Origin of the sequence: Paenibacillus timonensis (genome assembly GCF_022427145.1) — a bacterium.
Lineage (GTDB): Bacteria > Bacillota > Bacilli > Paenibacillales > Paenibacillaceae > Fontibacillus > Fontibacillus timonensis.
The window spans coordinates 19,969-43,466 of the sequence record NZ_JAKSXN010000004.1; the positions used below are offsets into that span (position 1 = coordinate 19,969).

The following is a 23,498-nucleotide window of genomic DNA, read 5'->3' on the forward strand; positions in this document are numbered from 1 at the left end:
AAACAACTCCTTGTCGGTTAGATAATTGAAGCGGACGTCCAGAATAATAGCGCCACATAAAGCGCCGATCCCCCCAGAAAAAGCACATCGCGCCGCTGCAGTTTCAAATGTGACAGCTTGAGCTTCTTGGCGGCGGGGTTCTTCATGCCGTACGAGAAGCCGCGCGTTTCCAGCGCTTCTACGGTGGTGCGGGAGCGTTTGGCCGTCGCCAGCATCAGCGGAAAAAAAGCGTACACCAGCAGCTTCAAATAATACGCGCCCAGCCGCCAGTAGAGAACGCCGTGCCGCTCGGGTGCTTTGCCGCGCAGCCGGTACGAGAGCAGGACGTTGCGGAACTCCTCGAACAACACAGGCAGAATGCGGTAGCCGTAGGACAAGCTGAACGAGAAGGCGGCGGGGACGCCAAGGGCGAGCAGGCCGTCGCTGATTTTTTCCGGATCCATGCCCGAGAACACGGTGATGCTGGCGAGCGAGACGATCGACAGCTTCAGCGTAAGCTTGAGCAGCGGCAGGGCGGAAGAAATGTCTCCTCCGAAGAAAAGCGAGATAATAAACAGCCAGCCCACCTGACCGATCAGACCCAGGCAGAGCACGATGATGATGAACGGCGTGACCCGGGACAACACGGTCGTGATGATGACGAACAGGCACATGCCGGCTAAGACAACGTAACTGTTAAGAAACCACGGGACGATGGCAAAAAACAGATACCAAATCAGTAGTCCCCGCGGATCCAGCCGGGAAAGGGAAGCATGGCCGCTGCCGTAGGCCGTGTTCATTAATTCGAGCTGGATGCGGTCGAGCGAGATTTTGTTAAACCAATTGCGGACGAGCTGCATGCGGGTGGTTCTCCTTTCCGGTGAGGATGCGGTTCAGACGGTCGGCCAGCTCGGTCGGCGATCCGCATGGCGGCTGGAGGCCGAGGACGGCGGACAGCTCCATGCTTTGCGTTAGCGCCAGACCGGCGCGGCGGATCAGCTCCGGGCTGGCGAAGACCTGAGCCGCTGTCCCGTCCGCCAACACCCGGCCGTCGTGCATGACGATGACGCGCGTCGCCCAGCGATGGACGAGCTGCATGTCATGCGTGGCGATCAGCACGGTGCGGACATGCTGGTTCAGCTCCTCCAGCGTGCCTAGCAGCTCTTCGCGGGTGGCCAGATCGAGGTTGGCCGTCGGCTCGTCGAGCAGCATGATGGCGGGCCGGATCGCCGCCCCGATGGCGAGCGAGACGCGGCGCTGCTGGCCGCCGCTCAGGAGGCGCGCGTCGCGGTCCTGGAGCGGCTCCAGCCGGAAGCTGTGCAGCATGCGTTGCAGCGTGTCGTCCGCGTCCGGGTAGCCGCGCCGTTTCAGGCAATACGCGATCTCTTTGCGCACGCTGTCCTCGATGAACATGTCCTCCGGGTTCTGGAAGACAAACGCGACATCCCGTGACAGCTGCTCGATGGAGATGCTGCGGGTATCCTGCTGGAGGACGGCAACGCTGCCGTCGGACGGCTTGGCAATCCCGGCGATCAGCTTCAGCAGAGACGACTTGCCCGCACCGTTGTTGCCGATAAGGGCGATCCGCTCGCCTTCATAGAGCGTCAGGTCGATGCTGTGCAGCACGGTCCGCTCCGCTTTGCGGATCGTGCGGTAGTTCAGGGAGGCCCCGTTGAACCGGATGACGGGGTTCTGTTGGGCGTCGTCAGGGTGATGCTCATCCTCGGCGGATAGGGAACGTGTGCTGGCCCATGGGGCAGGCGTTTCCTCCGGTAGTGTTTGAAGCTGCCGCTGAAAATAAGGGATCGCAGCTTCGGTCGTGATCGGATATGCTGCCTGCTGGGCTTGGTTCTCGTTGGGATTCCGCCGCATTGGGCTGTTGATGTCCTGTAGGGCTGATAAGTAGGCCGCGGCCTGGGTGACCTCGGGCGGCTGAATACCTAGCCGCTCCAGATCGTTTAGGCTGTTCAGGGCTTCGGAGACCGGTCGTTTCCACAACACCCGGCCTTGATCCAGCAGGCAGACCTCCTGACAGTAGTCGGCGATAAACTCAGCATGATGCTCGATGACGATAATCGTCTTGCCGTGGTTCTGGTTTAGCTCCCGCAGCACCTCGTAGACCTGCCGAGCATGGCTCGGGTCGAGCTGGGACACCGGCTCGTCTACGATCAGGATCTCTGCGCCGAGCGAGAGGGCCCCGGCCAGGGCGAGCAGATGCTTTTGTCCGCCGCTCAGCTCCCAAATGTAGCGTTGCTGCAAGTGGGTGAGGCCGCAAAGCTCCAAAGCGTGGAGCGCTCGGACCTTATAGTCCAGCAGCCCGTAGTTCAGCGGGGCGAAGCAGGCCTCGTCCAGTACGGTGGGCCGCACGAGCTGGTTGTCGAAGTCCTGATAGACGTAGCCGACGCGGCGAGAGAGTTGGGCGACGGTTTTTTGCGCGGTGGATTGGCCGTGAATGTGTACCTCACCTTCAAAGTCGCCGGAATAATAATGCGGAATGAGCCCGTTCAGCAGCTTGCATAATGTCGATTTGCCGGAGCCGTTGCCGCCGATGATGGCGGTGAAGGAACCGGGTTCAATCGTCAGGTTCACCTGGTTCAGCACAGGCAGCTCCGAGCCCGGGTAAGTAAACGACACGTTGCGGATGTCGATCACAGGGCCGCGGGTTTCGTTGTTCGGATTAAGCATACGGCAGGTTCTCGGACTCGTCCCCGGTTGGGATGCTGCGCGTCCGCTTGGCTCGCATGGTCAGCAGGACGATAACGGCCACCACGGCTGCAGCGGCAATACTGAGCCAGATGGCCCCCGAGCCCAACCGGTCAGCCAATCCGCTGTCCCACTCGCCGAAGTTCCAGTCCGTCTCGGACAGCGATTCCGCGCCAAAAGCGATCAGCGCCAGCGCGATCCCGCTCAGCACCAGCTTCGGCGAAATGACGCCGGCGGCTTCGTATTTGGTGGATTTGTCGCGCGGTTTGATGCCGAGGAGGGGCTCGATTTTTCCATATAATCTAGGGACTAGATAGAGGGTAGGCAGCAGGGCGAACAGGATGCCGGAGAACAGCACGTCGTTCAGGAAGCCCACGCCTTCGACGATGACGACGCTTTGCGCCAGCCCGGGCACGGCTTCGAATTCTTCGACGCCGATCCAGACTTTGCCGATGTCGACCAGGCTGCTGCACAGCTGATGGATGATGACGCCCGTGATGGCGGCGGTGCCGACTTGCAGGCGGTTTTGCGGGTTACGGACCATCCGTCCGGCGACGTACATGGCGAAGGAGAAGGTCAGGAATTTTTCCAGCTCGCCAAGTCCGCCGAATTGTCCCAGCATCAGCTCGCCGAAAATCACCTCGCCCAGCGCCGCCCCGACCGCCGCATACAGCGGGTGGAACAGCATGCACAACGTGAGCGGGATGAACGCGAAGTACTCCACCGAGAGTTCGATCGGCCCGAGGCGAAACTCGGGGATGAGCTCGGTGAACATGTTGGACAAGCCGTACAGGGACATGGAGAGGACGAAAATCATCATTTTTTGCGAGGACGTGAGGGTGTACAGGGTTTTGCGGTTCATGAAGGGAAAACCTCCTTTAATGAGTCGTTCTTCCCAAAGTGTAGAGGCCGAGTATTAAATGAGGCGTGGGTGTATGTCAACGGATTGTAATATTTTTTACATAGTGAAAATGATGTAAATAAATTTACATAACAATAGCTTGCTAGGATAGGGGAAGAACAGAACGAGACCCTAAGGAGCGGAGCCCATGTCGAAGTATCGGAATCAAATTTTTGCAAAGCAAGTGAAGTTCTCCCCCGGCCATCAAAAAATCGCCGATTTCATCGAGCGTCATCCCGACGAGGCGTTGTTCATGACCGAGCAGGAATTGGCGGATCGGGTGGGCACGAGCATTGCCACGGTGTCGCGGTTTTGGCGGACGGCGGGATACGAGAACGGCAAGGACTTCCGCTTGCGGCTTCGCCAGGCCATCGATACGACGCCGGCGCATAAGCTGGAGGCGACCATCTCCCGGCTCGATCCGTCGAGCTTGCCGTTGAAGCTGCTGGAGCAAACGAGCCTTCACCTGCGGGAGTCGGCGGAGCGGACGGACCCGGAGGAACTGAAGCATGCCGCCGCCTTGATGGCGGGAGCTAGACGGATTTACGTCTACGCGCCGGGGCCATCCGTGGCGTTGGGAGAGCTGTTATTTTACCGGCTGTCGCGGTTTGGGATGTCGGTGCGGATGATGGCGGCCAGCGGCCATGAGCTGCTGGAGTCGCTGGCGCATGTGCAGCGGGAGGATGTCGTGCTGCTGTTCAACTTCACCCGGTTGCTGCCGGAGACCGAGGTGATCCTCGACTGCGTCAAGCGAATCGGCTGCTCGGCGGTGATGGTGACGGACCGCGAGGAGTTCCGGTATGGGGCGCAGGTGGACGCTGCTTTTTATGTGAGCCGGGGGGACTTGGGGGAATTTCATTCGATGGTGACACCGCTGCTGCTGATCGAGCAGATGATCTTGAGCATCGGGCTACTCAACAAAGAGAAGGTGTTAGCCAAGCTGGAGTACTTGGGAGAACTGCGGTCCCGGTATGCGGATAAGCTGCCGCGGGGGAAGGCTTGAAGTTGGTGGCTGGAGGGCGCTCATCCTTGCTTTTGACCGCCTAAGTTGGTACAATAAATGTCTGGTAAACTGCCCTGTGGGGCTTCAGAGGAGAGTGAGAACATGGGTAAGAAAAGTGACGGTAAAGTGCTGGCGCAGAACAAAAAAGCTTCCCATGACTATTTCATCGAAGATACCTACGAAGCGGGCATGGTGCTGACCGGCACGGAGATCAAGTCGATTCGGAACGCCCGGGTGAATATCGGGGATGCGTTCGCAACGATCCGGAACGGCGAGATCCATATCCACAACATGCATATCAGCCCGTTCGAACAGGGGAACCGGTTCAATCCGCTGGACCCGACGCGGACGCGCAAGCTACTGATGCATAAGGTGCAGATCAACAAACTGCTGGGCTTGTCCAAGCAGGAGGGGTATTCGATCGTACCGCTCAAGATTTACATCCGTAACGGATATGCGAAGCTGCTGCTGGGCCTGGGCAAAGGGAAGAAGCAATACGACAAGCGCGACACGGCTGCGAAGCGTGATGCTCAGCGTGATATTCAACGGGCGCTGCGCGAGAAGCAGAAGGTCGCTAGGTAACGTGTGGCGAATTCATTCCCAGCGTTTCCATCAAGTCCATAAACATCGAGAAGCGCAGACGTGGTATACTAATTGATGTAAGAGATGATCACGTTCCTGTTATGGAGAAGGAATTGTGATAACGAACAACAGCAGGCCCTTGCAGGCTGCACCTTTTGATCCAACACCCTTTTATTTCGGGGGCGTTTTTGGATTCGACGGGGGTAGATCGAGCATGGGTAGCGGGTAGTGGGGACGCGTCCACTTCATCAACGCTAAAGCCAATTAAACGGCAAACAAAACAACAACTTAGCTTTCGCAGCTTAATAACCTGTGAGCTAGCTCTATCCCTGCATCGCCCATGTGCCGGGAATAGGGCCCAACTTTAGTGGGATACGCCGTCTGGTCTCCGCCTGGGGTCAACGGAAGAAGATAATCAGGCTGACCCGAAGGGAATCCGGTGACAGGGAGTCTCTAGGGTGACATCAAATCTGTCACTACACCCGTAGAAACCTATGTGGCGTTGCCTTCGGACAGGGGTTCGACTCCCCTCGCCTCCATACTTTTAGAAAACCCGCTCAGTGAGCGGGTTTTTGCCTTTTTATAGGCAGTTTTGTAGATCAATCGTATATATCAGGAATATTACTGATCAATTGACGGAAATCCTGTAGACAACATGTCTACAAGAACCCGATTCCAAACCTTCATAAAACTTCGACACATGTGGAGTGCTGTGTGTCACTCGGAAGGAAGTAGTAGTTAAGAGGCGCATTTACCGATTGAATTAAGACTGTTAGAGCCTAAGCGTATTCAACGCTTGGGCTTTCCTTATGAAGAGAAAGTTTTTCAGGAAATGGAAGGGAATTGAAATACTATGTCGAATTATTTTGAAGATAATTGATGAATCGGAGATAATCTTGAATGGAATATTTATTAATATGTATAGGGGTGTTTTCATGAAAAGAGCATTGATTGTTGGAATTGATGAATATCCAAGTGCTCAACTACATGGATGTGTAAATGACGCAGGTGCATTAGCAGAATTATTAAAAACAAATGGAGACGGGGCACCAAATTTCGATGTTTCCTTAAAACTTAATATAAAAACAAAAGCTGAGTTATTGGACTTGATTGACAAATTATTTAGTGGAGATGCCGATGCTTCCTTGCTGTATTTTTCAGGACATGGAAGTGAGTACGGTCATCTTGTAACGCCTGATTATAAGGGTAAAGATTTAGGTGTACTTATGAGTGAAGTTTTAGGATATGCAAATAAATCAAGATGTAAAAATAAGATAATTATTTTGGACTGCTGTTATTCGGGCAAATTTGGTGAATCACCGGTTGTAAATAGTAATGAATCTACACTTGGTGAAGGCGTAACGATCATGACTGCGAGTTCAAAAGATGAAGTAGCCACGGAAAGCAATGGACAAGGTCTTTTTACAAGCCTGTTTTTACAAGGTTTGAGAGGAAGTGCAGCAGATATAACTGGGAAAATTACGCCAGCAGGTATATATGCATTTATCGATCAATCATTGGGTGCATGGCAACAACGACCAGTTTTCAAGACAAATATCTCACATTTTATTTCAATCCGAGATATAGAACCGAGAGTTCCAAAAAGCATTTTGCGTAGATTAGGTCAATATTTTGATTCTCCCAGTTCTGAATTTAAGTTAGATCCTTCTTTTGAGTATACAAATAATCCTAATTTCAACCATGAAATAGTTGAGCCTTTTTCAATCGAAGAAAACGTTAAAATCTTTAAAGAACTACAGTTATTTGAAAGTGTTGGGCTTGTTGAACCTGTTGACGAAGAACATATGTATTTTGCTGCAATGAAGAGTAAGTCATGCAAGCTGACGGCTCTAGGATTGCATTATTGGAAATTATCCAGTGATACAAGATTTTAGGAGGTTTAGAATGAAAATTAACGTATTTATACCACATCGTTGGAATAACACTGATTACGCTGAGATTAGTGCTCTACTGGATCGCACAAAATTCAATGTTAGAGATTATTCAGTACCAAGTAGTTCACCATTTGATAGTGTTGATAGGAGATTTAATGTTGACCCCCAAATACAAAAACAAATTAAATATGCCAATGTTGTTATATGTTCAAATCGACCGGCAAATAATTCTGGGATGTCAATCGAAGAAATAAAGTTTGCGAAAAGCATAGGAAAGCCTGTAGTTGCGGTCAAAATAACAGAAAGCACAAGTTCGTATATTTCTCAGTTAAATATTAATGTTATTGCTAAGAGAAAGGATTCATTAGAAGCTTGGATTAGTCAGAATTTATAGTGGCATTAAGCAAGAGCAAATGATGACGTTGGCTCCTTATTTGGAGATGTTGGAGTTAGCTCTGCTGGGAGCACACCATGTAGCGTTGACACAGCCAGCAATTCAGGAATTGAATATGTGGGAATTAGCTCAGCTGGGAGAGCGCAACGCAGGCAGCGATGAGTTCGGGGGTTCGATTCCCCTATGCTCTACCAATAACTAACACAAACGGTAGAAATGCCGTTTGTGTTAGTTATATTTATTCTGTAGATTAAAAGTAAAGGGGAAAAATTCATGGAATATTTTTCGGAGGATTATAAGAAGTATTTAGCAGAACACTACGTACTTGATGCTTGGCAATTTGTAAATAATATGCGAAAGAATATTGATACTGCTAGCTATTGCTGTCATATTATTGAATCCTTAATTTCTAAAATGGAAGAGGAGCATAAGGGCTGGCAAGAAGAGATAAATAGAGATATTACACATATGCTAGCTGATAAAGGCAGCGGGTCGGTAGGAATATCTTACGATAAGTTACCTTCGTTCAAAATGGATATGTTTGGTTTACCTGTCGATTACCATTTTCTAATTGATAAGTATATTAAAGATTTTTTTCAGTACATACGAAATGCGATTGATTCTGCTGCTCAAATAGTTAATTCAGCTTTATTAGCTAATCAGAGTCTCAATATCGAAAAGGTTGACTTTAATAAAGTCATTACTGAGTTGAATAAACCTGCATATTCACAAATATTTACAAAGACACTAACTGCTCTAGAGAAAATCCAAACCAGTAATGAGTTTGCGTACGTATCCGAATTTAATAATAGGATTAAACATATCAGTGATGCAAAGATTATTATGTCACATGAACTATTTGGGGAAGGTATGACCTCCCAAATTGACGCTTTTTATAAGAAAGGAAATCAATTTGCTCAACAAGACATACTAACGATAACGAAACGAGTGTTCGACTTCTTGAGTCTTGAAATCATCTCATTATTAGACGCTATTACTGATGATATAAAACAGGATAATTTTATTCATGGACGTATACATGATTTAAAATTTCATGTGCAAAATATTAAGGACGAACCTGATAATAGCTTTACCGTAATATTTGCTGAAGTATTGAACACAATTGATGAGTTACCAGATATTTTGAGGGTATTACTTGTAAAAATTAATGAAGAAATCAGCTCAATGAATTCTGATTATGATGATATATTAGTTCGAGACAAAGACGGAAATTATCTCGGTAGATATAATTTGGACGAAGTTATAAATAATGATGGGTTATTGCAATATAGACGCTATAAAAAGGATAATTATGAAGGGATTCTGTCGTTTATAGAACAAACTAAGAAGAAATACCCAATTAGCCCCTTTCTTATGACAGGGAATATAGTTAGTGTAGGGTTTAGTGATGAGGAGCCTAAAGACGTATGACGGTATTGACCAAAAGGATGGAAAAAATAACTGCGTACATTGATGAATCCGGTAATTCAGGTATCAAGATTTTTAGTGGTCATGACAAGTTCCATTGGGTTGGGGTTATGCTCTCTTCTAGAGAAGCAGACTCTACCCACAGTAGGATTTCTGAACTTGTTAAATCCGAAGGATTTGATGAGCTCCATGCTGGCGAACTAGGTCTAACAAGGATCAATAGACTTGCAGATGAGTTCATTTCACTATACGAAGAATTGGATGTACAGTTTGTTTTTACCCGCGTTGAACGAGAGCATGTTGCAACTATGAAGTTTATGGATTTGGTTTTTGATCCCGAAAATAATAATGCTGTTCCATCTGCGATGTATAATAAGGAGTTTTACCGTTTAGTAACAATATACTCGATGGCTAAAACTTTAACTACTGATCATCGTAAACGATTCTGGGATGCAGTAAGTTTGGGTGAAAAAGGTGTAGTAAAATTTGTCGAGCTCATGAATGATTTGAAAAGACATATAATTGATAATGATCAATATATACAAGATGTAGGTCTGTTTACTGAAATTTTTAATTACGCTGCTTCTCATCCAATAAAGATTCTAGAGTTAGATATTCTAAGTAGTGCGCAGAAGCGTATACGCACGGAAGGAATGGCTGATGCGTCAGAAGATGTCTTTATTAATCACGCAAAGTATCGGTCAGCCAATGTAGCGGCGTTCAACATGACGATAGATTCATTGCATAGGATACTAATGGATAAAGGACAAATAATTACTAAGGTTGTTCATGACGAGCAAACGGAGTTTGACAAACAGCTTAAAAATGCATTTGAACATATAAGTAAAGTTACAATTGTATCGAACCCTTTTGAATTTCCAAAAGCAAAGACAATGGACACCTTTTCGGGCAACATAGAGTTTGTTAAATCATCTCAAAATGCAGGTGTTCAATTAATCGATTTAGCATTATGGATGATGAAAAAGGTTAATGATTCAGGAGTGCAACTAACCGACAAATGTGCTGAATTATTTCAGATGATCAACAGACGAGGGTGTTATACGGGGTTTTGGCTAGAACGTTTAACAGTAGTATTGAGTCAAATGATACAGGAAATGGATAATTATCAAGGTCGACGATGATGTATTGTTATGGTATTGTCGTTTTTTTCTTATTCAATGGTAGTGTAATAACCTTATTCGGTGAGCGCATCACTGGCAGCGAAGAGCTCTTCGGTTCGATCCTGATATCTCCACCAACACTTTAAACGCTAACGGCAGAGATGCCGTTTTTTTGTGTTTTATTGTTGGTTAATTGAGACTGTATGTCTCAGCCAGATAGTTCATGATTCGGATTACGTGTTTGCTCGTGATGATGGTAAGCCATATCGAGTTAATTCTGTATCTGAGCACTTCTTGGATTTCTTACGTAAGCATGACTTGCCGGAGATTCGATTACACTATCTGCGTCATACTTTTGCGAGTGTGATGTATGAAGCTGGTGTTGACTTAAAGGCAATATCTGAAATGATGGGTCACTCGGATATCGGCACCACCAAAAATGATAACGTCTTTAGGCTTTTAAATTAACAGCTGCTTTAGGGCATGCTTAATTAGTTGTGCAGTGATAATTAACTACTTGGCGGTAGTACTAAAATCCTACTGCCTTATATTATATCTTATCGAATTCGGAAGATTCTGGTATAATTTTCATAGTGTTTTAGAAATCTTAATTATTATACATTTTGAAGCAATTATTAAACATTAAGCATTAAAACGAATACAAACAGCAGGAAATGGTGGTGTGAGTTTACTATGAAAGTTATATCCAATAAATCAATCAAGCAAAAAGTCACAAAATCTGGTGATGAGTGGGCTGTATGTTCGTTATTTGCAGGATGTGGTGGGCTGGATCTAGGTTTCTTAGGTGATTTTCGTTATAAGGATGAGCATTATGAGGATAACGGCTTTGATATAAAGGCAGCTTATGAAATTTCGCCTCAGGCAGTGGAGACATATCGCAATAACATAGGCAATCATATACATGAGTCCGACCTTTCGATTCTTGAAGCTAATGAGATTCCCTCACATCAAGTGTTGATTGGTGGATTTCCTTGTCAGGATTTCAGTTCATGTGGACCTCAGAGAGGCTTATCATCGGAACGGGGACAGTTATATAAAGTTTTTTTGAAGGTAATGCAGGAGCACCGACCTAAGGTTGTGGTTGCAGAAAATGTTCCCCACCTTCTAAGGATGAAGAAAGGTGAGGTAATAAAAACAATAAAGAATGACCTAGAGTCAGTTGGTTATCGGTTTCAGGTTTGGACTCTATATGCCCCGGACTTTGGCGTCCCTCAGAACAGGATGAGAGTGTTCTTGATAGGGGTTAGGGAAGATCTCCCAGGCTTTCCGACCCAACCCAATGCCCCTTTTTACTCTACCAATTACCGCTCAATAGATTGGGCAATTTCTGATTTAGAGGATATTCTTGATGAGACCATACCTAATCAAAGTCAATACTTTAAGGCTTCAAGGGCTAAGAGAGGAAATGGTCAGGGTGATGAGGTAAGTAAAGCAGGAGAGCCTAGTTACACTATACGTGCAAATGCAAAATCTAGGGTTCAATTCCACTACAAGCTTGGCAGAAGACTTACCGTGAGAGAGTGTGCAAGGCTACAGACATTCCCCGACGAATTTGTGTTTAATCACTCTGCTACGACAAATATCATGCAGATTGGAAATGCTGTTCCTCCAGTTTTAGGACATTATGTTGCTAAATCGATTTCTCAGTACTTAGGAGCGATTTCGAAGGAGGATGAAATAGATGGCAAGCAACAAAGTTATAAGATCGGTTGATGTAACCCCAAATCCGAGAATTCTCAGAACTCTGGGAGAGATCCCCTTTGAACCATGGCAATGTTTTGCTGAGTTTATTGATAATAGTATAGATGCGATGGAGTATGCAGATAGTGCTCAAATTCCCCTTTCCAAAAAGCAAATTATTATTTCTTGGTCTTCTGAGACAACCGCAGCCGTAGACAGAAGAGTTGAAATTCGTGATACTGGCCCTGGAATGGATTTGGATACTATTAGAGATGCTGTAAAAGCTGGATACTCCTCGAAAGGTAGGACAAGCGAACTAGGTTTATTCGGTATGGGTTTTAATATTTCGACTGCAAGATTAGGGGATGAAACTCTTTTTCTGTCAACGAAACCTGGGGACTTAGAATGGATTGGTGTACAAATTGATTTTGAATCGATGATTAACAATGAGCACTATGATGTACCGGTTGTATCATTGGAGAAAGGTGATCCAAATGAACATGGTACCAGAGTTGTTATTCGAAAACTAAAGCCAGGGATATTCGAGAAACTAAGACGTACTGAATCGCAAATAAAGTCCACTATTGAAGATGTGTATTCTCCAATTCTTTCCTCCAACACAGAACTTGAGATTCTGGTACAAAGCAAGAAGTGTAAGCCAACACCATATTGTGTATGGGGAGAGTCACGCTATGTTATCCATAGCAGTAACCAAGTACCAGCGATAATTCCAATTAATGAAGTCGTGGGGATTTCATTATTTGATGTCTCTAAAAATAGGTATTTATCCTATGAGGAGGAAGAGGTGGCATACGAACTAAATAGGAACACAGGTACGTTTCCTCCCGATGTAATTGAAAGGGAGAAGAGGGTAACTGGATGGTTAGGAATTCAAAGGTATTCAGACACCTCTTTATTTGGTATTGACTTCATTCGAAATGGTAGAAAAATTCTAAGGAAGGACAAGACTCTTTTTAATTATTATATAGATATTTCTGGTACGAGTAAATTAGAGTACCCGACAGAATTAGGCTCGACATGGGGGGGGCGCATCGTAGGTGAAATACATGTAGATCATCTTATCCCCACTTACCAAAAGAATGATTTTGATCGTACTGATAAGTCATGGTATGAGTTGGTTAATATCATCCGTGGGGATGGCCCTATTCTTCCAAAAACCCGAACGGAGTTGGGCTATTCGGGCCCTAATACTTCTCCACTGGGTTCATTAGTAAGAGCGTTTAGTCGTATGGACCCTGGAACGAAGAATCTTGCAATCCCAAGGGAAACCGCTCGTGAATGGAAGAAAAAATTTGAAAAGAACGACCCTGACTATCAAGCAGATACAAAATGGTATGAGGCAGCTCAACAATGCGACCAAGAGAGAGCAAATCGTGGCGCTTCCAGCTCAGGGCCTGTAAATATAGGAAGTAATCCTTCTGATGATCCTGATGGATATGGTCCGCCATCGACATCAACGGGTTCAAGCGGACAAGGATCATCAATTAATACTAGTAACGGAACAAGTGGAACAAACAATAGTGGTAAAACATCTGGCACAACAGTGCCCCAGGATGAGTTTGCGGAACTGATAAGTAGATCAATTATTGACATAGCATTAACAAGAGCTTATCGGTATAAGACCTGTCCATCAGCAATTGAGGTGGAGGTTAGGAGACTAACGAGTGGTATTATTGGAAGTGGGACTGAAGGCGAACCAGTCTTTTGGGATACAAGAAACATAAGAGAATTGAAATTTTTCTATAACCCGAGTCATCAGTTCTTTATGTCATGGAAAACAACACCGCACGAAGTAATGCTTTTACACCTTGCCGAGACATTTCGAATCCGTGACAGATTGGATAAGACCATCTCTTCAGTATATATAGAACTTTTAGAAGAAATGTTCCCAGAAGAGAGAATCGATCAACTTACGATTCAAGAACGTGCTGATAATGTCTTTGAAAGGATACGGACTGCATCGACTCGTTTACTCAGTAGTAGGGAGGCGGAAGTCCTGGATGCAATCCATGAACATGCTGGTGACCTAGAGGATACATTAGCAAGACTAATGTCTTCGCCAGACTTACAAGTTAAGCTTCAGACTAGAGCGCCTGGAGGTATTTCTTCGATTGTTGCGGTTCCTAATAGAACACTTTTACGTCTAATATCAAAGTTTCCAGAGGAATTCTTCGATGGTAAGTTCTTTAGAATTAATTATCAAAGCTTAGTTCTTCCAACTCAAGAGGCGACAGAAAGGATCCGTGATGAAGCTAAAGAGCGCATTCTCACTTACATAAAAGATGCATTATGGGTATTATCCCCCTTGGGGGCCGCACAACGTGGAAATAATCAAAAGCGTATGAGGGATGAGTTGCTGAGATGTAGTCACAGTCTCGATTTATTAGAGGAGGTTATTTGTGACTGAAATCAATAACTTTCTATCAGAAGAGTTGATGAAAGGTACAGATTGGCGTGCGATGGAGAGAGCTGTCGCACGTTTTATGTACCATTGTGGGTGGAATGAAGTTCGGCTTGTCGGTAGGCGGGGTGATGGCGGTGCCGATATTATTGGGAAAAGGGATAATAAGGTATTTATTGTTCAAGTGAAGGCAGTTACGGGTGCGAAGTATATTGGCCCAGATGCTTTGAATGAGGTAATAGATGCACTATCTCTATACGGTGGTGATATTGCAATTGTTGCGACCAATGGGGATTTTACTCAAAGTGCATTTAAACGAGTACAGGAACTTAGTCGCCTTGGGTTCGATTGTCGATTATGGAATGGAAGTTTTATGAAAAGCTTACTGCGAAAGTGGCCAAACCAACATTGGGATAAGCGGCAGCCTAGGCCTTATCAAGAAAAAGTAATAAACAGGGTTTTTCAGAAATATCGTGACGGGGGTAAGGCTGTTCAGTATGTTGTAGCAACAGGACTTGGCAAAACTACAATAGCAGCTGGCATTTTGGAAACGTTAAGAGCAGAAGGTCTTAATAGAGTCCTAGTCTTATGCCATTCTCAGGACCTTTCATTACAACTTGATCAAAGTTTTTGGTCTCAAATTGAACAAGAAGTTCAGACACACGTGTTTTTCGATGGGCTTCCACCAAAACGGTTCAATGGAATTAATTTCGGTACTTACCAAACATTGATAGGATATCTACCAAGCTTAAATCAAGATGATTTTGATGTGGTTGTCGTTGATGAAGCACACCATGCAATGTCTGACGGATTTCTGCTCTGTCTTAATCACCTAAGACCAAAATTATTAATAGGAATGACTGCAACGCCGTGGAGAGGAGATTCTGTTAGTTTGGACACTGTATTCGGTGAGCCAGTAGCACAGATATCTCTGGTTGATGGAATGAAAATGGGATACTTGGCCAAGGTGTCCTACAGAGTTTTTTGTGACACTGTGGATTGGGAGAAGGTCTTTGAATATGAAGAAGCAAAGACACATACAATTAAGGACCTAAATAAAAGGCTTTTTCTTCCTCAACGTGACGAGGCTATGATCAGTGAAACTTTAAAGGTTTCTATGGAAACAACATCCCCGAGAGTTATATTCTTTTGCTCAAGCATAGAGCACTGCAAAAGGGTTGCTGACTTAGTTAATTTGTCAGGAAGCTTGAAGTGTAAGCCAGTGTCAGGCATAAGTCGAGTTGAGAGATTTAGAACTTTAATGGAATTTAGTTCTGGGCGGATTCAAGCAGTTACAGCGGTAGATGTCTTGAATGAAGGTATTGATGTACCAGATGTTAATATCATTGTATTTCTTCGAGTGACTCATTCCAGGCGAATCTTTGTTCAACAACTAGGACGCGGTCTAAGATTGTCAAGGAATAAGACAACAGTTACTGTTCTGGATTTTGTATCCGATTTAAGAAGAGTTGCGGATCTAATTAGTTTGGATAGAGAGGCAAGGGATCAAAGTAGTGATCCTTTTACTACGGTATATTTTCCTAAGGGAATTGTTAAGTTCGAAAACGAAGGAATATTACCATTCGTTGAGAAATGGTTGGCTGACGTTACGAAATCAATTTCCGATGAGGAGAATAATAAGCTAATATTTCCTTCGGAGGTCAACAATGAAGAAATTACCTAATCCAATACGCCAGGATATCTTGAAGCGAGTCTATGAACTTGCAGACAGTGAAGGGTACCTAACAAATAACAGGGTTAATAATTCCATGTTTCTTGAGAGGCTAGTTGATAACGAGGATGTGGGTTTAGTACTTCAAGACTTCATGGAAAAGGACCGTGTCAGGGTCTATATTAAGGATAGTCTGCTAAACAAGTATGCCAAAGATCGAAGAGCAGTCAACCAATACAACCTTACTACTAAGATTGCACACTTATGTAATGAATCTGTGTGTATGCTATCGTCGCAAAACGACGTTATGATGTTTAGGGCAGAATCTACTGGTTCACATATTGTAGTTGCCAAAGGCAGCTATATGAAATGGGAAACAGCACTTCGAAAGGTGCTGCTTTACATTGCTGCTACGCCACAACTTAAACAACAGAATAACCAACTTATTAAAGCCATTGTTATTACGACGGGTGGCGTACCAATTCCAACAGGAGAGGAAGAAGCTCTGCGCAGCGCCTTGTCGGAAATAAACGTGGGACTTGTTGCTATATAATATAAAAGTGAAACTTTGCTATATTAAAAGAACCTCAAGGTTAACCGGAATGGGAACGAGGACAAAAATTATACATTTTAGGTTTTTAAACAGAACAGCAAGGGAATGATTGGGCTTCAAAATATGATTATACTGTGTGGACAATTGCAATCAAAGGGTGTAAAAGTCTTGGAAAGTTGAAGTATTCTAACTATTTCCGTGCTTTAGAAAAAACGACATATGAATGGAACATCAAAATTAGCAATATTGTTATCACGGACGGATGAATCATTAGGGGTTTACTTTAAAATCACTTATATCATATTCATAGATATATAAAAGATGATAATCCGTTTAGAGAAAAGGTGCAACTAAGCTCCTATACTACATAGAACCCGCTCATTGAGCGGGCTTTTTGCATATAATACACATCTATTTGTGGTATTAGAAGCACCTGGCGAAGCCCCAGCTGAATGCCCCTTTTATTTAGTTTTAATCGTTTGTAGAATCAATAAACTTTACATTCCTGAGGGCATATTCCAACGCCATGTTAATGATTTCGTTTCGGGAACGGTTGCTCTTTCGGGCAAGCTCATCTAATTGTTCTTGAAGGATTTTTTCAATGCGGATCGACATCGTTACGGATTTATCTTCCCTTGGGGTTATGATGAACTCGTCATTACTCATATGAATCACCTCACGTATCAGTATAGAAAGAAAGTGAGGGAATATAACATAACACAATTTCTGTTATTATTTAAATACAAATTGCAATGTAAATATGATACAATAATGATCACAAGGGTTTGATGCGCTGACTGAGAAAGCACACCTCGTTGCACTAGACTTATCTTTAGCCCCGAGTCGGTATATTTTGTATAGGAGGGCAGCATTGATGGAGATTGTTGTAGATTCCATTCCAGGTAGAGCCTTATTTTATGATGAATACGCAGACGATTTGTTTAAAGTGAAAATTTACTTGGAGGGCCAAAGGATCGTTGTCCCCATTTATGGCTATGGTCCAAATCCAGAAGAAACGGAACTCGAAGTTGAACGACATATCAATCATTTGTTGCCCTACGTTCATGACGTTAGGGTTAAACGCATTTTATTAGAAAATTTGATCGTGGACGCTAGGCTTGAATTGGATGCCTATGATGAGGAGCTAAACACGGCTTGTCCCGAAGAGCTTGCGATAATATGGGAACCTCGCGACAGGAGTAAATGGTGGACATTGTTATACCTATCAAAGAGGGAAGTACTACAATACAGCAAGTATGAAGCACAAAGGAATCTTAATCAGTACGAGAAGATGCTAAATGATTTGCCGAGTGATGATGAGACACCATCGCATAATGTACTCATAGATATAAAGGAACACCTGAAAGGGTGACTTTATGCTGAAACGACATATTACATATACCTCTCGGGGCTAATTACGAAGTGATTTTGCGAGAGGTGAATGAGCAGATCTATAATCTGTCTTTTGACTTTCTGCGCAAGACGTTTCAGCTTACCGGGTTAAGGGAGACCCGGCATCAGAGTGTGACGGAGTTTTTTACGATATTACAGCAGGTTTTTGGGCAACCGACCCAAGGCGTTGATCGGATCAAAAATACCCCCCACTATAAAATGCGCCGTGAATCTCATCTGGTGGAGGCGTCGAGGGCGAAGCGGGTGGGGAAGGAGAATATCGCCTTTTTGCGCAAAAGGCCGGAGCTGTTTGTTCCGGGGCAGGGGCTGCCTACGCATGTGCTTGAAACCCGGCGGTATATGGACTTCGATACGGCGGAGAATCGGTTCATCCGCTGGGTGTTGCTGCGCATTACTTCGAAGCTAAAGGAACTACGGTCCTACGTTGCGAAAAAAGGAACCGCGGATCCCGTCTTACTGAAGAAAATTGACGTGATGCGTTCGCAGTTGCAGCGGCTGTTACAGCAGGATTTTTTACAAGTTGGGGATATGAAGCAGGTTTCGATCACGCTGGTCCTGCAGATGGCTCCGGGGTATCGGGAGGTCCATCGGATTTATCTCTTGCTGATGAAGGGGCTCTCGATTCAAGGGGATCTGTTCCGGTTATCGATGAAGGATCTGGCGCAGTTGTATGAGTACTGGTGTTTCCTGAAAATCCACGATTTGATGCGGCGGAAATATGAGCTGGTGAGCCAGGATCTGATTAAGGTGAATCGGACGGGTCTGTTTGTGACGTTGGATCGCGGGCAGAAGGCGAAGATGGTCTATCGGAATCCGCGGAATGGGGAGGTTTTTACGCTCTACTACAATTCCTTGCCTCAGGGAGATGGTCACTCTACGCTAGCGCAGAGACCCGATAACGTGCTGACTTTGAAAAAGAATGATGCGGCGATTGAGTATAAGTATATTTTTGATGCGAAATACCGCTTGAACCCCGCTTATGAGGGGACGCCTTACTGGAAGAAGTACAAGCAGCCGGGGCCTGAGGAGGACGACATCAACACGATGCACCGGTATCGGGATGCGATTGTGTACCAGGATCAACGGAACGGTGAGTATGAGCGGAGTATGTTTGGGGCGTATGTGCTGTTTCCGTATCCGGATGAGGCGAAGTTTAGGGAGCATCCTTTTTACAAAAGCATTCAGCTCGTCAACATCGGGGCGATCCCGTTTCTGCCGAACACGACGGATTTGATGGAACAACTGCTGGAGGAGATCATCCAAGACAGCCCGGAGAAAGCCTACGAACGTTCCACTCGCCCTCGCGGGACGAAGGAATATTACTACAACAAGTTTGCGGGTAAGAATGTCCTGGTAGGTTCGCTCAGGGAGCCTTCCCAACTGGAGATGGCCTTAAAACATCAGTTCTACCATATGCCGCTGAAAAATATCGTCGACCACAAGCTGCTAACTCAAATCGAATACATCGCCATGTGCCAGTCTCGCAAAAAGTTTCAGGGCCCAGGGAACACCGGCATTCATTGGTTCGGGCGCGTCCTGGATTGGAAAGTGGTCCGGAGACGGGAAATTACGGAACGGCCGGCCCGGTCCGGAACGGAAGAGGAGCTATATGTTAAGTTTACGATTGAACGTTGGGAGCGGCGGGACAAGCCGATTGCTCTAGGAGGACAAGGGATTTACACCTGCCTCTACACGAGCAAGTACATGTTTGATCGGGCCAGTGAAATTGCCGAGTTGAAGTTGGAGAATGAGGAAGATCTGCGAGAATGGCGCGAAGCTCGTAGACTGGGTAAGGTGAAGGTGCAACTGGATCACACCGATGTGGACTTGGCCGAGAAAGTGGTGGGGATTCGGGTGGAGGAGTCGTAGGGGTATGGCTCACCATTATGAACACCATCCGCAAGAGGATGGTGTTTTGCACTTTATGAATTGGGAACCGTGATGCAGTGAGCCTCAATAATCGAAACCATCTCTTGAAAATGAAAACGATGATTAACCATATCTACTGTAAAATCCTCGGCTTTCTTTGTGTCCATCTTGAAGTGCAGGCCATTATAGCGCAGGAATACAACCAGTGCTGTAAAAGCAGTCCGTTTGTTTGCGTTGTGAAAAGGATGGTTTTGGCCGAGCGATTCGAACATAGCTGCGGCTTTTTCGAAAATAGTAGGATAAGCATCTTCGCCAAAGGCAGAAGATTGAGGTCGATGGACAGCCGATTCGAGCAATCCAGGTTCTTTAACTCCAATGTGTTCCCCCGGGCTATATCGTTGAATCATGGCAACATTGATTGCTATTACTTCTTGGACGGATAAATAACGGATGGATGTCATCTGTCTTTAAGTCCTCGAAGCGTTTGATCGTATTCTTCAATGACATCCGTCAATGTATCCATGAAGTCCGCACTTATTCCTTCAGGCAAGGAGACTTTTGTTGACTTCTTAATAATAATTTCTCCTGTGGCTGGACTAACCTCAATGGTGACGGTGTCACCTTGATCCAGTCCAATTTGCTTCAAGGCATCCGTCATGGTTATACCGAGGCTGTTGCCAAATTTGGTCACTTTCCGTTCCATCTCAATCATCCTGTTCATTAGGTTTCCTCCTTATCATCATATTCAATTGTTATAACAATTATACAGTTATAAAATCGAGAAGACAATCAGGCTGACCTGGAATTGAGCCGATTACGGGGCGTCCCAGTATCGCATACGATGCTTAGGTTAGGTGACATCAAAACCGTGACTACACCTGTAGAAGCTTGTGTTGTCTTCATTCATGCGGATGATAGAAGACCCTATGCGAAACGGTCAGCTCAAGCCGTGACGGAAAGCTTGTCAACTCAGGTTGATAAACTTTCTTTTTATTTCTATACTATTGATAATCGTTATCACTCGTGGAGATCGATAGATTTTCGAGATTGGTCGAAGGGACTGCGTATTAACATGAATCAGAATAGATCAGCCGGGATTCCATTTCGCGATCTGCATTTTTCGATGACCGGCATCCACTATCGAAAACTAACAACCGGGTTAACGGATGAGCTGACAGGTACGCATACGCTGTTGCTGATTGCAGGAGGACAAGGAAAGCTGGAGGGGAGCGGCCTCCATGTCGAGCTGAATCGGGGGAACAGTCTGTTGTTGCCTCCGGTAACCACAGCGAGGATCCATCAAGAGGGGAAGCAAACGCTTCTCTATTATTTGCTGTCCTTCACGGTGTATCGTATGGAAGATGCACGAGGGAATGGAGAGGTTCGTCTGATACCAAGCAGCCAAGAAGAGACGCTTCCATATGGAGATATGGCGGCAACGGCGTTCAGTCGGCTAGAGGAAATGATGATGGAATTGTACCGGCATGCTGACGAACATGAGGGTCAACTTCAGATGGCCGATCACTTCCGATTTCAGAATTTGATGTATTTTATTCTCGAACGGAAGGTTGACCCAGCGGGGAAGGAAAGTCCGGAAGCGGCTGTGGGCCGGACGATTCAGTACATCCAGCAGCATTATCAAGAAGCGATAAACGTGGAGCAACTGGCGCAAATGGCGGGCATAAGCCGGCGCTGGTACAGTTCCTTATTCAAGGAACAAACAGGGCAAAGCCCAAACCATTATTTGACCGATCTTCGAATCCGCCGTGCGAAGGAAATGCTTCATATGACCGGCAACCGTTTCTATGACATCGCGCGGCAAGTCGGCTTTCAGGACGAACACTATTTCAGCAGGCGGTTCAAGCAGACCGTCGGGCTTTCTCCCCGACAGTATGTTACGAACCGGCGATATCTGGGGATGTCCGTCACGTATCCGGAGCTTCTGTATTCGCTTGGCATTACGCCAGTCGCCGCCCTCGTATTCCAGAATGATTTCCCCTCCTATCTTAAAAGTGAGTTTTCAGGTGTCTATCGCTTGAACGGTTCGAAGAAGCCCGATTATGAATCCATTCGGTCAGCAAGGCCCGACTTCATACTGGCACCGGCCTGGCAGGACCAGCATCACTACGAGGAGTTGTCCCGAATAGCTCCGACCGTATTGCTGCCTGAACAAGAGGATTGGCGAGATGAATTGCGAGATATGGCGGAAATTTTGGGAAAGAGAAAAGAAGCCGAACGAGTCATACAGGATTATGAGTCCAGAATCGCTGTAGCGAAAGAGCGTTTGCAGTCGATGATCGGAGACGAATCGGTCATGTATGTGCGGATATCGGGAGATGAAGCCTATATCCATGGCATGCATTCGCATAGAGGAAAAACCATTCACCGGGAACTGGGATTAAAGCCTGCCGCGTTATTATATAACGAGAATCCGGGTATCGCTTTGTCCAGCGAGACCTTAAGGCGATTAAGTATCGATCATATCATTCTGCATATCGACGAACAGATACAGGCTAGGGAATTCTATGAGGAATTGTCGCAAAGCGAGCAGTGGAACGGTTTGACGGCGGTCATGAATAAGCAGGTATATCCTGTAAGAGGTAGGGATTGGTATAACTTTTCTTTTTCTCCAATCGCTACATGTTATGCCGCGGAAGAAATGGTTCGGATTCTTGAAAAAAGGCAACGCAAGCCTCGACATTCCTAAAACGGAAGCCGCACTTCCCAATTCTCCAAGCCGTCATTCTCATTCCTCCATAGGCGGAGTGCAGTGGTTTATTTATAATGAGAATGAGAATTATTATTAATTAGAGCATAGACTTGGAGGAACGAGCGAATGAAACGGACAAGAAACAGGATGGCCTTATTCGTATCCTTAGGGGTACTTTTGTTGTGCGCAGCTTGCGGTGCGGGGGGCAATAAGCCAGCTCCTGCGGCCGAAGAAGCATCGAATACCGCATCAAATGCGACCCGGACAGCAACTTCATCGGCAGCACAAAAGCAGCGTGTCGTCAAAAGCATGAAAGGGGATATTACGGTGCCCGCCGATCCTGAAAGAGTGATTGGCACTACGGTGACCTATCCGGAGTTCTTATTTGCGCTGGGCATAACGCCGGTTGCAGCTGAAAATTATCATGAGGAATTCCCGTCGTATTTCAACGGGGGCTTCAAAGAGGTCATAGATCTGGGAGCGGTGGATAGCCCTAATTTCGAAGCCGTACTTGCTGCCGAACCGGATCTCATCCTTGCGCCGGCTTGGAGGGATGAGAAGAGCTACGACCAGCTTGCGAAAATCGCCCCAACGGTGTTGCTGCCGAACCGGGACGATTGGCGCGATGAGCTTCGGGATATCGGGGAAGCGCTCGGAAGAACGGAGAAGGCCGAACAAGCCATTCAGGAATATGAACGTACAACGGGAGAGGCGAAAGAAAAGCTCCATACATTAATCGGGGACGAAACCGTTGCTTATATGAGAATAACTCCAAAGGGAGTCTTTATTTATGGGGCCGATTCAAGCAGAGGGCGTATTATTCACGAGGAGCTTGGCCTGAAACCTGTTAAAGCTTTTCCGCAAGAAGAGAGCACCGTGCAGATTTCTTTAGAAATACTGCCGGAATACAATCCGGATCATATCATTCTCCAGGTGGACAGCGGCTCGGAAGCGGAACAAGCGAAAATGGAATATGAAAATATGGCAATCAGTTCAATATGGAAAAATTTGAATGCAGTCAAAAATGGCCACGTTTATCTTGTAGGAGACAATGAGTGGTTTAACTTTGGTTTTTCGCCTGTAGCCAACACCTATGCCATTGACGAGATCGTGAAAGTCATTGAACAGAACAACTAACCGGAACGGGGGCGA

General features: G+C 45.9%; 21 protein-coding genes, 1 tRNA gene and 1 other RNA gene. 17 read left to right on the forward strand and 6 right to left on the reverse strand.

The genetic code is table 11. From position 1 onward, the window contains the following. Nucleotides 1-17 precede the first annotated feature (17 nt). From MJ257_RS02290 to MJ257_RS02300, 3 genes are read right to left on the reverse strand one after another with little or no spacing between them, the layout of a single operon-like run. Complete coding sequence (locus MJ257_RS02290; protein ID WP_240267718.1) at nt 18-839, reverse strand: energy-coupling factor transporter transmembrane component T family protein; 822 nt, start codon at nt 837-839, stop codon at nt 18-20. Further along, on the reverse strand, nt 814-2,664 hold the full coding sequence (locus MJ257_RS02295) for an ABC transporter ATP-binding protein (RefSeq protein ID WP_240267719.1): 1,851 nt from the start codon (nt 2,662-2,664) through the stop codon (nt 814-816). Before MJ257_RS02295 ends, MJ257_RS02290 begins: the two co-directional genes overlap by 26 nt. Then, nucleotides 2,657-3,544, reverse strand: a complete 888-nt coding sequence (locus MJ257_RS02300) for a DUF8171 family membrane protein (protein WP_240267720.1) — start codon at nt 3,542-3,544, stop codon at nt 2,657-2,659. Before MJ257_RS02300 ends, MJ257_RS02295 begins: the two co-directional genes overlap by 8 nt. Before the next feature lie 187 nt (nt 3,545-3,731). Between MJ257_RS02300 and MJ257_RS02305 the strand changes: the two genes are divergently transcribed. The 13 genes from MJ257_RS02305 (at nt 3,732) to MJ257_RS02365 (ending at nt 16,354) form a co-directional block, all read left to right on the forward strand. Beyond that, on the forward strand, nt 3,732-4,586 hold the full coding sequence (locus tag MJ257_RS02305; RefSeq protein WP_240267721.1) for a MurR/RpiR family transcriptional regulator: 855 nt from the start codon (nt 3,732-3,734) through the stop codon (nt 4,584-4,586). Between the two features lie 102 nt (nt 4,587-4,688). After that, nucleotides 4,689-5,168: an SsrA-binding protein SmpB gene (gene smpB, locus MJ257_RS02310; protein WP_155606970.1), complete on the forward strand. Its 480-nt coding sequence runs from the start codon at nt 4,689-4,691 to the stop codon at nt 5,166-5,168. Nucleotides 5,169-5,346: 178 nt separating this feature from the next. Further along, nucleotides 5,347-5,710: a transfer-messenger RNA gene (gene ssrA / locus MJ257_RS02315) on the forward strand. Between the two features lie 393 nt (nt 5,711-6,103). After that, nucleotides 6,104-7,063 (forward strand): caspase family protein, encoded by a 960-nt coding sequence (locus MJ257_RS02320; RefSeq protein ID WP_240267722.1) that lies wholly within the window; start codon nt 6,104-6,106, stop codon nt 7,061-7,063. A gap of 10 nt (nt 7,064-7,073) precedes the next feature. Then, nucleotides 7,074-7,457: a hypothetical protein gene (locus MJ257_RS02325; protein WP_240267723.1), complete on the forward strand. Its 384-nt coding sequence runs from the start codon at nt 7,074-7,076 to the stop codon at nt 7,455-7,457. A 120-nt stretch (nt 7,458-7,577) separates the two neighbouring features. Then, nucleotides 7,578-7,651, forward strand: a tRNA-Ala gene (locus tag MJ257_RS02330). Nucleotides 7,652-7,730: 79 nt separating this feature from the next. After that, on the forward strand, nt 7,731-8,888 hold the full coding sequence (locus MJ257_RS02335; protein ID WP_240267724.1) for a hypothetical protein: 1,158 nt from the start codon (nt 7,731-7,733) through the stop codon (nt 8,886-8,888). Continuing rightward, entirely contained in the window at nt 8,885-10,027 is a 1,143-nt protein-coding gene (locus MJ257_RS02340) for a DUF3800 domain-containing protein (RefSeq protein WP_240267725.1), read from the forward strand. Before MJ257_RS02335 ends, MJ257_RS02340 begins: the two co-directional genes overlap by 4 nt. Before the next feature lie 153 nt (nt 10,028-10,180). Continuing rightward, nucleotides 10,181-10,474, forward strand: coding sequence for a site-specific integrase (locus tag MJ257_RS02345; protein WP_308193143.1), 294 nt, complete (start codon nt 10,181-10,183; stop codon nt 10,472-10,474). Nucleotides 10,475-10,699: 225 nt separating this feature from the next. Next, the gene (locus MJ257_RS02350) at nt 10,700-11,740 is read left to right on the forward strand and encodes a DNA cytosine methyltransferase (protein WP_240267727.1); all 1,041 of its coding nucleotides are present in this window, start codon (nt 10,700-10,702) and stop codon (nt 11,738-11,740) included. Further along, entirely contained in the window at nt 11,709-14,135 is a 2,427-nt protein-coding gene (locus MJ257_RS02355; protein WP_240267728.1) for an ATP-binding protein, read from the forward strand. Before MJ257_RS02350 ends, MJ257_RS02355 begins: the two co-directional genes overlap by 32 nt. Continuing rightward, the gene (locus MJ257_RS02360) at nt 14,128-15,813 is read left to right on the forward strand and encodes a DEAD/DEAH box helicase family protein (protein ID WP_240267729.1); all 1,686 of its coding nucleotides are present in this window, start codon (nt 14,128-14,130) and stop codon (nt 15,811-15,813) included. The genes MJ257_RS02355 and MJ257_RS02360 overlap by 8 nt, the downstream gene beginning before the upstream one ends. Further along, nucleotides 15,797-16,354: a hypothetical protein gene (locus tag MJ257_RS02365; protein WP_240267730.1), complete on the forward strand. Its 558-nt coding sequence runs from the start codon at nt 15,797-15,799 to the stop codon at nt 16,352-16,354. Before MJ257_RS02360 ends, MJ257_RS02365 begins: the two co-directional genes overlap by 17 nt. A gap of 471 nt (nt 16,355-16,825) precedes the next feature. Here MJ257_RS02365 and MJ257_RS02370 read toward each other — a convergent pair whose 3' ends face one another. Further along, nucleotides 16,826-17,020 carry a ribbon-helix-helix protein, CopG family gene (locus tag MJ257_RS02370; protein WP_240267731.1) on the reverse strand — a complete coding sequence of 65 codons (195 nt, stop codon included), beginning with the start codon at nt 17,018-17,020 and terminating at the stop codon, nt 16,826-16,828. A gap of 208 nt (nt 17,021-17,228) precedes the next feature. On the opposite strand from MJ257_RS02370, the gene MJ257_RS02375 reads away from it, so the two are divergent. Beyond that, nucleotides 17,229-17,726: a hypothetical protein gene (locus tag MJ257_RS02375; protein ID WP_240267732.1), complete on the forward strand. Its 498-nt coding sequence runs from the start codon at nt 17,229-17,231 to the stop codon at nt 17,724-17,726. Between the two features lie 50 nt (nt 17,727-17,776). Continuing rightward, nucleotides 17,777-19,636, forward strand: a complete 1,860-nt coding sequence (locus MJ257_RS02380; protein ID WP_240267733.1) for a DUF2357 domain-containing protein — start codon at nt 17,777-17,779, stop codon at nt 19,634-19,636. A gap of 53 nt (nt 19,637-19,689) precedes the next feature. On the opposite strand, the gene MJ257_RS02385 is transcribed toward MJ257_RS02380, so the two are convergent. Both MJ257_RS02385 and MJ257_RS02390 read right to left on the reverse strand, forming a co-directional pair. After that, entirely contained in the window at nt 19,690-20,097 is a 408-nt protein-coding gene (locus tag MJ257_RS02385) for a type II toxin-antitoxin system death-on-curing family toxin (protein ID WP_240267734.1), read from the reverse strand. Next, a complete protein-coding gene (locus tag MJ257_RS02390) occupies nt 20,094-20,357 on the reverse strand; it encodes an AbrB/MazE/SpoVT family DNA-binding domain-containing protein (RefSeq protein WP_240267735.1) in 264 nt (87 codons plus the stop codon). Before MJ257_RS02390 ends, MJ257_RS02385 begins: the two co-directional genes overlap by 4 nt. Nucleotides 20,358-20,441: 84 nt before the next feature. Between MJ257_RS02390 and MJ257_RS02395 the strand changes: the two genes are divergently transcribed. Both MJ257_RS02395 and MJ257_RS02400 read left to right on the forward strand, forming a co-directional pair. After that, nucleotides 20,442-22,343 carry an ABC transporter substrate-binding protein gene (locus MJ257_RS02395; protein ID WP_240267736.1) on the forward strand — a complete coding sequence of 634 codons (1,902 nt, stop codon included), beginning with the start codon at nt 20,442-20,444 and terminating at the stop codon, nt 22,341-22,343. Nucleotides 22,344-22,472: 129 nt separating this feature from the next. Then, nucleotides 22,473-23,483 (forward strand): iron-siderophore ABC transporter substrate-binding protein, encoded by a 1,011-nt coding sequence (locus tag MJ257_RS02400; protein WP_240267737.1) that lies wholly within the window; start codon nt 22,473-22,475, stop codon nt 23,481-23,483. The last annotated feature ends 15 nt before the right edge of the window (nt 23,484-23,498 follow it).